Annotated in this window: 15 protein-coding genes; 3 read left to right on the top strand and 12 right to left on the bottom strand. The window is 60.2% G+C overall.

What is annotated here, in order from left to right:
• From allE to allB, 6 genes are read right to left on the bottom strand one after another with little or no spacing between them, the layout of a single operon-like run.
• Entirely contained in the window at nucleotides 1–735 is a 735-nt protein-coding gene (allE, locus tag RBB81_RS20765; protein WP_353071945.1) for a (S)-ureidoglycine aminohydrolase, read from the bottom strand.
• Nucleotides 728–1,978, bottom strand: a complete 1,251-nt coding sequence (locus RBB81_RS20760) for an allantoate amidohydrolase (RefSeq protein WP_353071944.1) — start codon at nucleotides 1,976–1,978, stop codon at nucleotides 728–730. The genes allE and RBB81_RS20760 overlap by 8 nt, the downstream gene beginning before the upstream one ends.
• A 19-nt stretch (nucleotides 1,979–1,997) precedes the next feature.
• Nucleotides 1,998–2,846, bottom strand: a complete 849-nt coding sequence (pucL, locus tag RBB81_RS20755) for a factor-independent urate hydroxylase (protein ID WP_353071943.1) — start codon at nucleotides 2,844–2,846, stop codon at nucleotides 1,998–2,000.
• Nucleotides 2,847–2,850: 4 nt separating this feature from the next.
• Nucleotides 2,851–3,189: a hydroxyisourate hydrolase gene (gene uraH, locus RBB81_RS20750; protein WP_179585158.1), complete on the bottom strand. Its 339-nt coding sequence runs from the start codon at nucleotides 3,187–3,189 to the stop codon at nucleotides 2,851–2,853.
• 2 nt (nucleotides 3,190–3,191) lie between these two features.
• The gene (uraD, locus tag RBB81_RS20745) at nucleotides 3,192–3,707 is read right to left on the bottom strand and encodes a 2-oxo-4-hydroxy-4-carboxy-5-ureidoimidazoline decarboxylase (RefSeq protein ID WP_353071942.1); all 516 of its coding nucleotides are present in this window, start codon (nucleotides 3,705–3,707) and stop codon (nucleotides 3,192–3,194) included.
• Between the two features lie 13 nt (nucleotides 3,708–3,720).
• Nucleotides 3,721–5,067, bottom strand: a complete 1,347-nt coding sequence (gene allB / locus RBB81_RS20740) for an allantoinase AllB (protein ID WP_353071941.1) — start codon at nucleotides 5,065–5,067, stop codon at nucleotides 3,721–3,723.
• 58 nt (nucleotides 5,068–5,125) lie between these two features.
• Between allB and RBB81_RS20735 the strand changes: the two genes are divergently transcribed.
• Both RBB81_RS20735 and RBB81_RS20730 read left to right on the top strand, forming a co-directional pair.
• On the top strand, nucleotides 5,126–5,599 hold the full coding sequence (locus RBB81_RS20735) for a nucleoside deaminase (protein WP_353071940.1): 474 nt from the start codon (nucleotides 5,126–5,128) through the stop codon (nucleotides 5,597–5,599).
• Between the two features lie 3 nt (nucleotides 5,600–5,602).
• A complete protein-coding gene (locus tag RBB81_RS20730; protein WP_353071939.1) occupies nucleotides 5,603–6,916 on the top strand; it encodes a homoserine dehydrogenase in 1,314 nt (437 codons plus the stop codon).
• Between the two features lie 49 nt (nucleotides 6,917–6,965).
• Here RBB81_RS20730 and moeB read toward each other — a convergent pair whose 3' ends face one another.
• The 4 genes from moeB to RBB81_RS20710 form a co-directional block, all read right to left on the bottom strand.
• Complete coding sequence (moeB, locus tag RBB81_RS20725) at nucleotides 6,966–8,189, bottom strand: molybdopterin-synthase adenylyltransferase MoeB (RefSeq protein WP_353071938.1); 1,224 nt, start codon at nucleotides 8,187–8,189, stop codon at nucleotides 6,966–6,968.
• A gap of 96 nt (nucleotides 8,190–8,285) precedes the next feature.
• Nucleotides 8,286–8,573, bottom strand: a complete 288-nt coding sequence (locus RBB81_RS20720; protein ID WP_179585152.1) for a MoaD/ThiS family protein — start codon at nucleotides 8,571–8,573, stop codon at nucleotides 8,286–8,288.
• A complete protein-coding gene (locus tag RBB81_RS20715; RefSeq protein WP_353071937.1) occupies nucleotides 8,570–9,073 on the bottom strand; it encodes a M67 family metallopeptidase in 504 nt (167 codons plus the stop codon). The genes RBB81_RS20720 and RBB81_RS20715 overlap by 4 nt, the downstream gene beginning before the upstream one ends.
• 4 nt (nucleotides 9,074–9,077) lie before the next feature.
• The gene (locus tag RBB81_RS20710; RefSeq protein WP_353071936.1) at nucleotides 9,078–10,013 is read right to left on the bottom strand and encodes a PLP-dependent cysteine synthase family protein; all 936 of its coding nucleotides are present in this window, start codon (nucleotides 10,011–10,013) and stop codon (nucleotides 9,078–9,080) included.
• A 104-nt stretch (nucleotides 10,014–10,117) separates the two neighbouring features.
• Here RBB81_RS20710 and RBB81_RS20705 point away from each other — a divergent pair, with 104 nt between their 5' ends.
• Nucleotides 10,118–10,531 carry a hypothetical protein gene (locus tag RBB81_RS20705; protein ID WP_179585147.1) on the top strand — a complete coding sequence of 138 codons (414 nt, stop codon included), beginning with the start codon at nucleotides 10,118–10,120 and terminating at the stop codon, nucleotides 10,529–10,531.
• Between the two features lie 32 nt (nucleotides 10,532–10,563).
• Here the strand turns inward: RBB81_RS20705 and rsmI are convergent, their stop codons facing one another.
• A complete protein-coding gene (gene rsmI / locus RBB81_RS20700) occupies nucleotides 10,564–11,448 on the bottom strand; it encodes a 16S rRNA (cytidine(1402)-2'-O)-methyltransferase (protein WP_353071935.1) in 885 nt (294 codons plus the stop codon).
• Complete coding sequence (locus RBB81_RS20695) at nucleotides 11,448–12,554, bottom strand: CBS domain-containing protein (protein ID WP_353071934.1); 1,107 nt, start codon at nucleotides 12,552–12,554, stop codon at nucleotides 11,448–11,450. The genes rsmI and RBB81_RS20695 overlap by 1 nt, the downstream gene beginning before the upstream one ends.
• Nucleotides 12,555–12,582 lie beyond the last annotated feature (28 nt).

Below are 12,582 nucleotides of genomic sequence, written 5' to 3'. Positions count from 1 at the left end.
CTAGACCAGTGGGTGACGGTTCCAGTCTTTGTAGATGAGGTATTTTGCGGGACGCTTGCCGATGGCTGCGAACCACTGTGGACAGAAGGGTCCCATCCAGATGAAGTCGCCTGCAGTGACTGGATACCAGCTGTCTCCGAGGCGATAGATGCCGCCGCCTTCAAGCATCAGAAGGCCGTGCTCCATGATGTGAACCTCGACCATGCTGAGTGCGGCGCCGGGCTGGTAAGTCATGGTGTTGACCGCGAAATCGAAGGACGGAGAGCCGGGCAGGAGCCTGCGAACCTGGAGGTCGGGGTCGTCGTCGAGGGGGACTGAGAGGGTTTTGTCTTCGTGGCCTATGAGTAGCTCTGGTGGAGGAGCGGAAGCGATCGCTTCGTAGGGTTTTTCGATGATGACGAGGCGCGTGGCCTGTTGCGCGGTAAGTGTGTGTGCGGCGTCTTCAGGGATGTAGGTGAAGCTTCCTGGGATGAGTGATTGAAACGTGCTGTCGGTTGCGAGATCGGCTGCACCCTCGAGGGTATAGATAAAACGCTGGTTGGATGTGGGTCCCAGTTTGCCGCCGGGTTCGAGTTCGGCGGTGTATTGGGTGAAGGCAGCGCCTGCTGCGGGGGAGATGTGGACGACGGCGGTGGCGAGTTCCATGCCGGGCAGCACTGTGCGGACGAAGGTGTCCGGCGTGTGGAGAAGATGATCGCGCTGATTGGTGCTGCGGGTCTGTCCCAGCTTATGCATGGCTATCCTTGGTTTTATCATCGCTCAGGAGCGCGAGGAACTCCATTGCAGTTGAGAGTGCGGCTTCTACGTCCTGTGGGAGTACGGCTTCGTCGGGGTGGTGACTGAGTCCACCGGGGCTGCGGAGGAAGAGCATCGCCGAGGGGATGGTTGGGGCGAGGATCATCGCATCGTGGCCGGCTCCGCTGGTCATTCTGTTGCTGGGGAAGCCAGCGTTTGCGGCGGCGCTTTGCAGTAAGGCTGTGACACGGGGGTCGAGCGGGACAGCGGACTGCTCCATCTCGGTGATGAGTGTGAGGGTTACGCCGCGTTTGGCTGCTGCTTTCTTTGCGATTTGCGTCAGAGCGTCGACCGCAGCGTGGCGTGTGTTGTCGTCTGCGTGGCGGATGTCGAGCGACGTCTTTACTCTGCAGGCGATGACATTTCCAGCGCCGGGGAAGGCGTCCAGCTTGCCGACTGTTGCGACGAGGCCTTCGTGAGCGGTGGCGTAGGCCTCGACGGAGACGATCCATTCGGCTGCGGCGGCCATTGCGTCGTGTCGCAGGTGCATTGGAGTGGTTCCGGCGTGGTTTGCCTGTCCTTCGAAGAGGAGTTGCAGGCGGGTCTGTCCTACGAGTGCCTCGACGACGCCGAGTGATGCGCCCACGCTCTCCAGAATGGGGCCCTGTTCTATGTGAAACTCGAGATAAGCGAAGGCGTCGCGGGATAAGACTGCTGCGGGAAGGTTTGCGGGATCTAGGCCGTAGTGGCGTATGGCTTCTGCGATGCTTACGCCATCTGGATCCGTGCGCTGCAGTGTCTCTGGATCGAGCTTTCCTACAACGGCGAGGCTGCCGAGGAAGGCTTTGCTGAAGCGGACACCTTCCTCCTCTGAAAAGCCGATGACTTCGAGGGAGAAGGGAAGCCGGTGTTCTCGTGATTCTTCGACGACGGCGATGCCAAGGATGACCCCGAGGATGCCGTCGAAGGCTCCGGCGTTGGGTACGGTGTCGAGGTGCGAGCCGATGATCAGGCGAGGGGCGTTCGGGACAGGAGACTGCAAAAGTCCGCGAAGGTTGCCGATGGCGTCGACGTGTACCGTCATTCCGGCGGCCTCCATCCACTGTCGCAGTAGCGCGTGGACGGCGTGCATGGGAGGGGTAAGGAAGCGACGGGTGATCTCACCGGGGACTTCGGTGTGAGTGGCGATCTCGCGGCAGCGAGCGATGATGCGAGTGGCGCAATCTCTTTTTGTGCCTGTCATGGTTGCTTATTTGCTGCGCTCACGATTTGCGGCGGACGCGCGCCTCGATGTATCCGTGGGGTTCGTCGGTGGGGACGAAGATCTCGTTTGGATTGTCCTGGTTGAAGCGGGAGAGGTCGACGAGGAGGCAGTGCTTGTTGGGCATGGTGATCTCGATCTCGTTGATTGCAGGGACGGCTTCGAGCGCGCTCTCTGCCATGGCGTAGAGAGTCTGTTGTACGGACTTGCTGTTGTGGTTGGCGAAGGTGCGCAGCATGGCCTCGCGAAGGTTTGTGCGTACTGCGTCGAAGTCCAGATCGGGTGAGGTGTAGTGCCACTCAGCGGTGACGGCGGTTCCGAAGAGGCGATCTTTGGTCTCGGACAGGGTGGTGAGCGAGTCTTTGATGTATCCTTCGAAGCCGGAGTTTGCAGTCTTGAGCAGGACGAGGTTGTCGAGGCCCGAGAGGATGTGAAAGTTGCCGCCCTGCGCGCGTTCTACACTGGTTGTTTGAAGTTCGCCGCTGCCACGCATGAAGGCGCTGGGATGTGGTTCACCGTCAACGGTAAGGCGCTTCCACATGATGCTTTCGATGCGGACCGAGGCGGAGGAGACCTGCGGATTTCGTCCTAGCAGGAAGTCGACCAGCTCTTTGGCGTAGTCCTCCATGGCGGTTGCCTTTGAAGTTCGCGCGAGGGAGTAGACGGTGTTCTTCATCGTGTCTGTCGGCAGGATTTTGCTGTTGTCCCCGTCAAGGTGAGCGGTCTCGAAGTCGCCTTTCAGTAAGACTTGAACCGTCCATTCGCGCAGGTCGTGGCCGTGAGCGTGGCGGGTCACCTTCATCAGGCGGACGCGGGATTTTCCGTAACGATTTTCAGCCAGCTCAATCATCTGGTCAGCTTCCTCGATAGGTGGTGTAGCCGTTCGCAGTCAGAAGTAGCGGGATGTGGTAGTGCTGCTCGCCTTCGGTGACTGTAAAGACGATTTCGATATATGGATAGAGGCCGCTCAGCTGATGCTGGTTGTAGTAGGCGATGGTTTCGAAGTGAACGCGATATATGCCCGGCTGCAGGGCTTCGGTTGCAGGAAGGAGATGTTTGCAGCGACCGTCGGCGTCGGTGATTGCTACGTTGAGGGACGACCACTCCCCGTCTGTCAGGCGAGCGAGGGTGATGGGGACGCCTGTGGCTGGCCGTCCCAGGGCTGTGTCGAGAATATGTGTGGAGATGCCCATCGTCACTCCGACTCCAGCCAGCGATGAAGACGAAGCTGTGTGATCTGGCGTTGTTGTTCGGCTGCTTCATGTAGCTCTGTGGCCGCGTCGTTTTGCATTCTGCTTTCAAGGATGGCGAGGATCTCCGCGGATTTCTTGCCTGAGGCGCAGACAATGAAGATTCTGCCGAAGCGCCGTTCGTAGAGACGGTTCGCTGCGTCGAGAGCCAGTTTGGCAGCATGGTCGTCGGAGTGAGCTGCGTGTTGCTCCTGTGCCGACCAGCGCAGAGACTCTTCGGTTGTCTGGGTCTGCGCATGCTTTTGGCCAATGCGGGGATGGCTGTCGAACGCCTCCTGCCATGCCTGCTCCGGAAGATTAAGCCAGATGGCGGCGGAGGTTTCGAGGAGGGAAGCTTCGTCGGCGATTGGGCGCGCGGATGCCAATGCCTCTGCCCACGCATGGGAGCCGCAGCAGGGGAGAGCCTCGCGGGCGGCAATGGTGGGGTCGAGCGAATTCCATCGGGCCAGAACTTTGTTCATGCGTGTCTGCCTACTATAACTTGACCTCACGGCCCTGAGGCGTGGGGGCGAAGGCGCCTTCAACGTAAGCTGGCTCTCCTCGCAGATAGGTGGCCTTTACCAGGCCGCGCAGCGTCTCCCCCATGTACGGTGAAATGGTGTGGCGATAGTGTAGTTTGTCGGGAGTTACGGTGAACTCTGCCTCGGTGTCGAAGACAACGAAGTTGGCGTCACGGCCGGATTGCAGTGCGCCTGCCTGATGAGTAAGACCGGCGAGAGCTGCAGGTGCTGCGCTCATCCAGCGCGCGATGTCTTCGAGCGTGTGGCCGCGATGAGTGCAGTTCGTGTGGATGACCGAGAACGCAAGGGACAGGCTGGCGATACCGCCCCAGGCCTGATCGAAGCGGCCAGTGTCTGTGCGCTTCATCTCGGGCGGGCAGGGGGAGTGGTCGGTGACGATCATGTCGATGGTTCCATCGCGAAGACCGCGCCAGAGCCCTCGTTGGTTTTCCCTGCTGCGAATGGGTGGCGCGCACTTGAGCAGGGTTGCACCGTCGGGGATCTCTTCTGCGGCGAAGTGCAGATAGTGAGGGCAGGTTTCGACTGTGATTGGGAGGCCTTCTTTGCGGGCGGAGGTCAGCTCGGCCAGAGCGAGCGCGGTGGAGAGGTGAACGATGTGCAGGCGGAAGTCGTATTGGCGGCAGAGCCGGATCATCAGGCGAATGGCCTGGAGTTCGGCTTCGTCGGGGCGCGAAGCGAGATAGGTTTGGTATTGGCGCCAGTCTGCGTTGCGCAGTGACTGGGTCGCAGCGTCGATCGGGGCAGCCAGTTCGGCGTGTACGAGAAGAGGGAGGCCTGACTGCGCGATCGATGGCAGCGCGGCTTCCAGTTGTTGCTGGTCGATCATTGTGAAGCCGTCGCAGCCGGGGTAGATGAGAAAGCATTTGAAGCCGAGGACTCCGGCTTGCGCTAGAGGGAGGATGTGCTGCTGATTGTCCGCGACGGCTCCGCCCCACGGTGCCCAGTCTACGAAACACTCTCCTTGTGCGGCTTCGCGCTTCTCTTCGAGTGCGGCTACGGTGGTGGTCTCGGGGAGACAGTTCAGCGGCATGTCGATCAGGGTGGTGTAGCCTCCCGCTGCGGCTGCACGGGTCGCAGTGCGGAAACCCTCCCATTCGGTACGTCCCGGCTGGTTGATGTGGACGTGTGTATCCACCAGCCCGGGAAGGAGAGCATCGTCGCCGCAGTCGTGAACGATGGCGTCGGTGGGTACCTCGGACGGGCGGCATACGGCGCGTATTGTTCCGTCCTCTACGAGGAGCGCGCCGGGTTGTGTGCCCTGTGGGGTGACGATGCGTTTGGAGAGAAAGGCATGTGCCATAATCTGATTATTCCGTTACTGCCGCCGCACAGATTGTTCCACAAGGATACCGAGCCGAATGCAGGGCAACCCAGTTTTCATGCAGAGAGCGATCGCGCTGGCGACGGAGAACGTCACCTCCGGTCGCGGAGGACCGTTTGGCGCAGTGATTGTGCGCGATGGTGAGATCGTCGCTACTGGCGCGAATCTTGTCACTGCGACGAACGATCCAACGGCGCATGGCGAGATTGTAGCAATCCGCAACGCTTGTACGACGCTTGCGAGCTATCAGCTGACAGGATGCCATATCTATACCAGCTGTGAGCCTTGCCCGATGTGCCTCGCTGCGATCTACTGGGCACGTTGCGAGGCGATCTTTTACGGAAATTGCGCTGCGGATGCTGCAGCGGCTGGCTTTGACGATGCTTTTCTTTATGAGGAGATGAAGTTGCCGCTCGACCAGCGGAAGATACCGACGGTAAATCTTCTGCCGGAGCAGGCGATTTCGAGCTTTGAGGCCTGGCGTGAGCGCGCCGGCAGAATCGACTATTGAGACATGACGACGAAGCGGAAGAAGGTAGCGGCAAAAAACAATAAAGCGGATTCTGTTGTGAAGGTTGCACTGCTTGGGTTTGGCACGGTCGGTGGTTCGGTGGCTCGGGTGCTTGCTGCGTCGAGGTTTCCGGGTGTGCAGCTGACCCATATCTTCAACCGCAATGTGGATCGGAAGCGTAGTTCTGAAGCTGCGAAGGCCGTGCCGGCTTCGGTGGTGTGGACCGATAGCATCGATGTGATTCTGCGGTCGGATGTTGATGTTGTTATTGAGTTGATGGGTGGCCTGAACCCGGTGGAGGGGTGGCTGCGGAAGGCTCTGATCGCGGGCAAGTCTGTGGTGACGGCGAATAAGCAACTCATCGCGTATCGAGGCACGAATCTGGCGAAGCTTGCAGCGCAGCATAACGTTCATCTGCTGCATGGAGCTGCCGTGGCAGGTGGCGTGCCGGTGATTCCGGGGATGCTGCAGGGTTTGTGCGGCGACCAGGTGACCAGGCTCAGTGGCATCGTGAACGGTACTTGCAACTACATTCTGAGCCGGATGGAGGCTGGGGCGGATTACGCGACGGTGCTGGCTGATGCGCAGCAGCTCGGCTATGCGGAGTCTGATCCGTCTGCCGATGTGGACGGTTACGATGCGCGGGCGAAACTCTGTATTTTGTCGCGCATTGCGATGCACGCTGAACTTGATCCGGATGCGGTTGCGATACAGACCATCTCGGCGATTGAGGCGATCGATTTTTCTTATGCGAAGGAGTTGAACTGCACCATTCGCCAGGTTTCGCGTGCGGAGCTCGATGGGAAGATTGTGCATGCGCGGGTTGCGCCGATGCTGGTTCCGCTGGTCTCGCCGATGGCCTGGTCGCACGGTACGCAGAACATGGTGGTGGTGAGTGGAAGATTTGGCGGGGATGTTGTCTTCTCGGGGCATGGCGCTGGTGGCGAGCCGACGGCGGTTGCGGTTGTGTCGGATCTGCTGGCCGTCGCGCAGGATTGTAAAACGGTGCAGCTGCCAGTGCGCAGGCGAGAGGTGACGGGAGATTTTCTGGCACCGCACTATCTGCGATTTGTCGTCGACGATAAGCCGGGAATTGTCTCGGCGATTTCGGGGGCGCTCTCGAAGGTGGGCGCCAATATCGATTCGCTGCTGCAGCGGCGGGGATATCCGAAGCATCGTCTGCCATTTGTGGTGACGACTGAGCCTTGTCTAAGCTCGACGATTGAGCGGGCGCTGGCTTCGGTCGCACGCATGGATTGCATGCTGGAGAGGCCGCTGTGCTTGCAGATGCTTGAAGTGGAAGATAAAGCAGAATAGGAAGCGGCGCAGGGTGAGTGCGCCGCCTCTTTGGGTTACTGGAGGTGGGTTAGTACTTGGGCAGCGAGGGATCGATCTTGTCCGCCCAGGCGAGAATGCCGCCGGTTAGATTCGACACGTTGGTGAAGCCGGCTTGCTTGAGGGCAAGGGCTGCTCTCTGGCTGCGTGCGCCGGACTTGCAGTGGACGACGATCTCGCGATCCTTCTTGTCGGCTAGTTCGGCGGTGCGAAGCGCGATCTCGCCAACCGGGATGAGTGGCGCGCCGAGATTTACGATCTTGTACTCGTGCGGCTCGCGAACGTCGAGGACGAAGACGTCTTCCTTCGCGTCGAGCTTGCGCTTTAGCTCTTGTACAGAGATCTGCGGGATGCCATCGACGACGGGGAGATCGCTGACCGCCTTGTCGTGCGCGACTTCGAGAGGGCCGACTTCGCTTGGCGGAGTGATGCCGCAGAACTGGTCGTAGTCGATGAGCTCGGTGACGGTGGGGTTGGGGCCGCAGACAGGGCACTCGGGATTCTTGCGCAGCTTGAGGGTGCGGAAGCTCATGCCGAGAGCGTCTACGAGGAGCAGGCGGCCGATGAGGGGCTCGCCGATTCCGAGAATCAGCTTGATGGTCTCGGTTGCCTGGATGACGCCGACGAGTCCGGGGAGGATGCCGAGGACGCCGCCTTCTGCGCAAGAGGGAACCAGGCCCGGCGGCGGCGGCTCGGGGTAGAGGCAGCGGTAGCACGGGCCTTCTTTGGTTCCGAAGACGCTGGCCTGACCCTCAAAGCGGAAGATGGAGCCGTAGGCGTTAGGCTTACCGAGCAGAACGCAGGCGTCGTTGACAAGGTAGCGCGTCTGGAAGTTGTCAGTGCCGTCGGCGATGACGTCGTAGTCTTTCAGAATCTCGAGCGCGTTGGCGCTGGTGAGCATGGTGTTGTGCTTGATGACGTTGACGGTGGGGTTGAGGCCCTTGAGCATGATCTCGGCGGAGTCGACCTTGAGCTTGCCGACCGTCGCTGTGGAGTGGATGATCTGGCGCTGCAGGTTGCTCGAGTCGACGGTGTCGAAGTCGACGAGGCCGATGGTGCCTACACCCGCGGCTGCGAGGTAAAGCGCGAGAGGTGCGCCGAGGCCGCCGGTGCCGACGCATAGGACTTTGGCGGCTTTAAGCTTCTGCTGGCCCTCCATTCCAACTTCGGGGAGTATTAGGTGCCGTGAGTATCGGGCGATCTCATCGTTGGAGAGCTTTGGGAGTTCTACGGTCTCTTCTAGGGCTGCTGGCATTGTCTTTTCCTCTGCCTCTCATGGAAGCGTCAAAAATCTTCATCTCGTAAAACCGTCTTCGAACTGATTCTTTAGACGGTTACAAATAGGAAAATTTTAGGGTCGACAGTTCGTTCCGCCGGCGATGGAGGGGATGATCGTGAGTTCGTCCGTGTCGGTTGCCGGGGTCTCTTCTTTGTTTGGGAGGTAGCGGATGTCGTCATCGTTCAGATAGACGTTCACGAATGAGCGAAGTTTGCCTTCCGGGGTGAAGAGGTGTGGCTTGAGCTCAGGATATTGGACGGTGAGCTGCTGAAACACGCTGCCGACGGTTGTTCCCGCGACGCTGACGGTCTCTAATCCGCCTGTGTAGGCGCGCAGCGGGGTTGGGATGTGAATGTTCATGCCTGACCTTTCTGGTTGTGGGCCGCTGCTTCGGCGACGTTAGGAGCGATGTCGATTTGAATTGGTTCGTCGTCGAATGTTTTGTCCTCTTCTGTTTTTCCGCTCAGCAGAAAGGAGTTTGTCAGGACAGCTTTGCCCTGTTCGACGCTGGTGATGATGTAGGAGCAGCTCAGCCAGTGGGCTTCGGCGAAGTCGGTTTTGGACCACTGGGCGGGATGGTCGGGATGCGAGTGGTAGAAGCCGACGATGTCCAGGCCGAGGGCGCGTGCCTGCCGTTGAATCTTGACGAGCTCCTGCGGGGCGATGTTGTAGCGGTTGTGGGCGGAGTCGGTGCGAGTGTTGCCGGCACGGACGATCTGCTGGACGTGATTGACCGCCGCGGCGCCATTGCCCTCGCCGGCGATGTTCTTTCCGAGCAGGACGCCGCAGCACTCGTTGGGATAGGTCTCTTCGCCGTGGGCGCGCAGGGTTTCGTAGTCAGCGTAATGGATGCGAAGCATCTGGTTAGCCCTCCTGCCAGAAGCGTTCGCTCATGTATTTTTCCGCTGAATCGCAGAGAATGGTGACGATGACAGCCTCGCGGCCGGCGCTCGCCTCCTGTTCACCAATCTGGAGGCAAGCTGCGACGGCGGCGGCAGCTGAGATTCCAATGAGCAGGCCCTGGTTGCGGGCCAGATTTTTTGCCATGTCGTAGGCGGTTTCGGTGGGAATGTCGATGTTCGCGTCGGCAAGTGATGGGTCGTAGATGCGCGGCACGATTGCGGTTGCCATGTGCTTGAGGCCTTCGAGACCGTTGAAGGGCGAGTCCGGCTGCATGGAGATGCAACGGATCGACGGGTTCAGCTCCTTCAGGCGTCGGGTTGTGCCCATGAAGGTGCCGCTGGTTCCGAGGCCTGCGACGAAGTGGGTGATCTGGCCTTCGGTCTGCTCCCAGATCTCGGTTGCGGTGGTGCGGTAGTGCGCCTTCCAGTTCTCGTCGTTGGAGTACTGGTCGGCGTAGTAGTACTTGTCTGGCTCGGCTGCGGCCAGCTCTCGTGCTTTACGGATCGCGCCGTCGGAGCCGTTGGCTGGGTCAGTCCAGAGGACCTCTGCTCCGTAGGCGGCGAGGTAGCGCTTGCGCTCGGGTGAGACGTTCGATGGCATGCAGAGGGTGACACGGAAGCCTAACGCGGCGCCCAGCATGGCGTATGCGATACCGGTGTTGCCGCTGGTGGCATCGAGCAGACCTCGGGTGTCGTTGAGGAGACCTCGGTGCTGCGCGTCGGCGACGATGGCGGAGGCAGCACGATCCTTAACCGAACCGCCTGGGTTCGCCCATTCGGCTTTGCCCAAGATTTGGATTCCGGGCAGATGACTGCTCAGGCGTTCGAGCCTCACCAGTGGCGTGTGGCCGACGCGGTCGAGGATGCTTGTTCCAAACGGTTTGACGGTGGTGATCATGCAGCTTCCATCTTCTTTTGATTCATTTGAATCGTTCTGCGCTGCGGTGATTGAAGGACTTCCGCGGATGTGCGACAGTTAATCGAGTCTAACGTATTGCACTTATGGCGAAAAAGATCCCACAACGAAGCTTTAATGATGTTCTTGGTCTCCTCGGAGGCCAGAGATTCGATGTTGCCCCCGCGCAGGAGGGTGCAAAGCGAACGCCAAATGCTGTCCAGGTAAGGAAATACGGCTGTGCGGCTGAGATTGCCGCGGCGCCTGATGGCACGGTTGAGATCCTGGCCCGTCCCGGCTGGCTGCTGAATGGGGAGATTACGCGTCTGCTCGACCGGGGATACCAGAAGTTTCTCAAGACGAGCAAGCTGGAGATTCCCGCGTCGGCGGATCATCTGCGGGCGATCCATGAGTTCACCGAAGAGTTGAACGAAGCGATTGGCGCGACCAGCCTTTATAACCAGGCGCTGGGAACCACCAGCAACGTTTATCACTACGATCGGGTCAAGGGGCGGGACTGAGGTCTCGGCTGGGAAAACTGCGGCATGGCAGCCTAGCGCAGCTTGTTCTGTTCGCGTTGCAACTCGCGATAGGCTTCGCTCTTTCCGATGCCGCGTTCGCGAGCGATTCGCTTCAGGGCGTCCATCTCGCTGATCCCTTCTGACTTCATCATGGCGGAGACCTCGGCGGCAAGGGTGTTTTTCTTGTCTTCGGAGGTGCTCTCGATGGTTGTGGGCGCGAGCATCAGCACAATCTCTCCGCGGATGCTGGCGCGGGCGGAGAGTTGGGACCGTAGGTCGGCGACCGTGCCACGCAAAAACTCTTCATGCATCTTGGTCAGTTCGCGCGCGATGACGATGTGCTGATTGGGGCCGAACACGCCTTCGATGTCTGCGAGGGTGTCGAGGATGCGATGGGGGGCTTCGTAGAAGACGTGGGTTACGTCGCCTCGTACGAGGTCGTCGAGAGCGGTCTTTCGTTGGCCTGCTTTGGCGGGGAGAAAGCCGTGGAAAGTGAATCGTTCGGTGTTGAGGCCGCTTGCGATCAGGCCGCTGATGGCGGCGTTGGCTCCGGGGATGGGGAAGACATCAACTCCTGAGGCGAGGGCGGCCGCGACGATCTGGCCTCCGGGATCGGCGATGCCGGGGGTTCCGGCGTCACTGACGATCGCTATGCGCGCACCGTTTTTTAGTTCGGCTATGAGTTCTTCGGTGCGTGAGCCCTCGTTGTGCATGTGATAACTCACGGTCGGGGTGCGGATCTCAAAGTGATTGAGCAGCTTCTGGGTCTGCCGCGTATCCTCGCAGGCGATGCGGTCCGCCTGACGCAGCACTCGGAGCGCACGCAAGGTGATGTCTTCAAGGTTGCCGATGGGGGTGGCTACGAGGTAGAGACCCGGCGCCAGCGGCCGGTCGTCGTTGTCGCGACTTGCGGGCATTATTCCGGTTGCCGCAGCTTGCGGCGCTGGTTCAGCATTCCCATGGAGAGAGCAAGATTCTGCGGCGTGATGATGCCGACGATGCGGTCGCCTTCGAGCACGGGAACCATCTGCGCGCCCTGGCCGGCCATGATGCGGCGCAGGGTTTTGACGAGGGAATCGTCGGGCTGCGCGGTTTGGAAGGAGCGCGTCATCACGCCCTGGACATAGCCGTTGCCGTCGCTTTGCAGGGCATCGACGATGCTCTGCCGCGAGACAGCGCCAACGAGGTTAGATCCGCGCACTACGGGAAAGACATCCTGCAGGGTGTGGACCGAGCGCTGGAGCGCATCTTCGAGCGTATCCGAGGCCGAGAGCATGCTGAACTGCGTCAGCATGACGTCGCGCATCCGCACCGCGTCCACATCGGTCTGAAGCAGCAGGCCCTGATCTTCCATGTGTGCGCCGATCATGAGGAAGGCTCCGATCATGACCAGCCACATGTTCGGCACAAGAAGGCCGGCGACTATGAGCGCGATGGCGATGAATTGGCCGAGACCTGCCGCTGCTCGTGAAGTCTTGATGACGCCCTTTGTCTTGGCGAACTCGCCGCGAAAGACACGTCCACCATCAAGCGGCGATGCTGGTAGCAGGTTCACGACACCCAGCAGAATGTTCATCCATATCGCCGCCCTCAGCAGGTGCGCAGGCGACATCCATGGGCGTTCGAGAAGGCTGACCTCAGGCGCAATGGTTAGTGTCATTGCGGCCAGCAGCAGGCCGAATCCGATATTTGCGCTCGGCCCGATGACGGCCATGCGCTTCTGCATCTCTGGCGTTGTAGCCTTCTCGGTCGCCTCGCTGCTTGCGTAACTCATCAAGCCGCCTACGGGAAGGAGAAGCACAGCGCGGAGGTCAAGCCCGAACCACGCGGCGCCGATGGCGCGAGCTACTTCGCGGACGATGACTGCGAGCAGGAGCAGGAGCCAGAGAGCAAACCCGCGGCTCCCGGTTGCTCCCGTCATCGAGGCGTAGCTGATCGACAACCCAAGGATAAGGAGGAAGAAGGTGTGAATGCGGACATCCACGCCGAGAAATCTGCCGATCGGAAAAGACCACCCACGCATGTCCTCCATTGTATGCGCTGGGGTTTAC

Source organism: Tunturibacter gelidoferens (assembly GCF_040358255.1).
Lineage (GTDB): Bacteria > Acidobacteriota > Terriglobia > Terriglobales > Acidobacteriaceae > Edaphobacter > Edaphobacter gelidiferens.
This window is presented reverse-complemented; position numbering and strand designations above follow the sequence as displayed.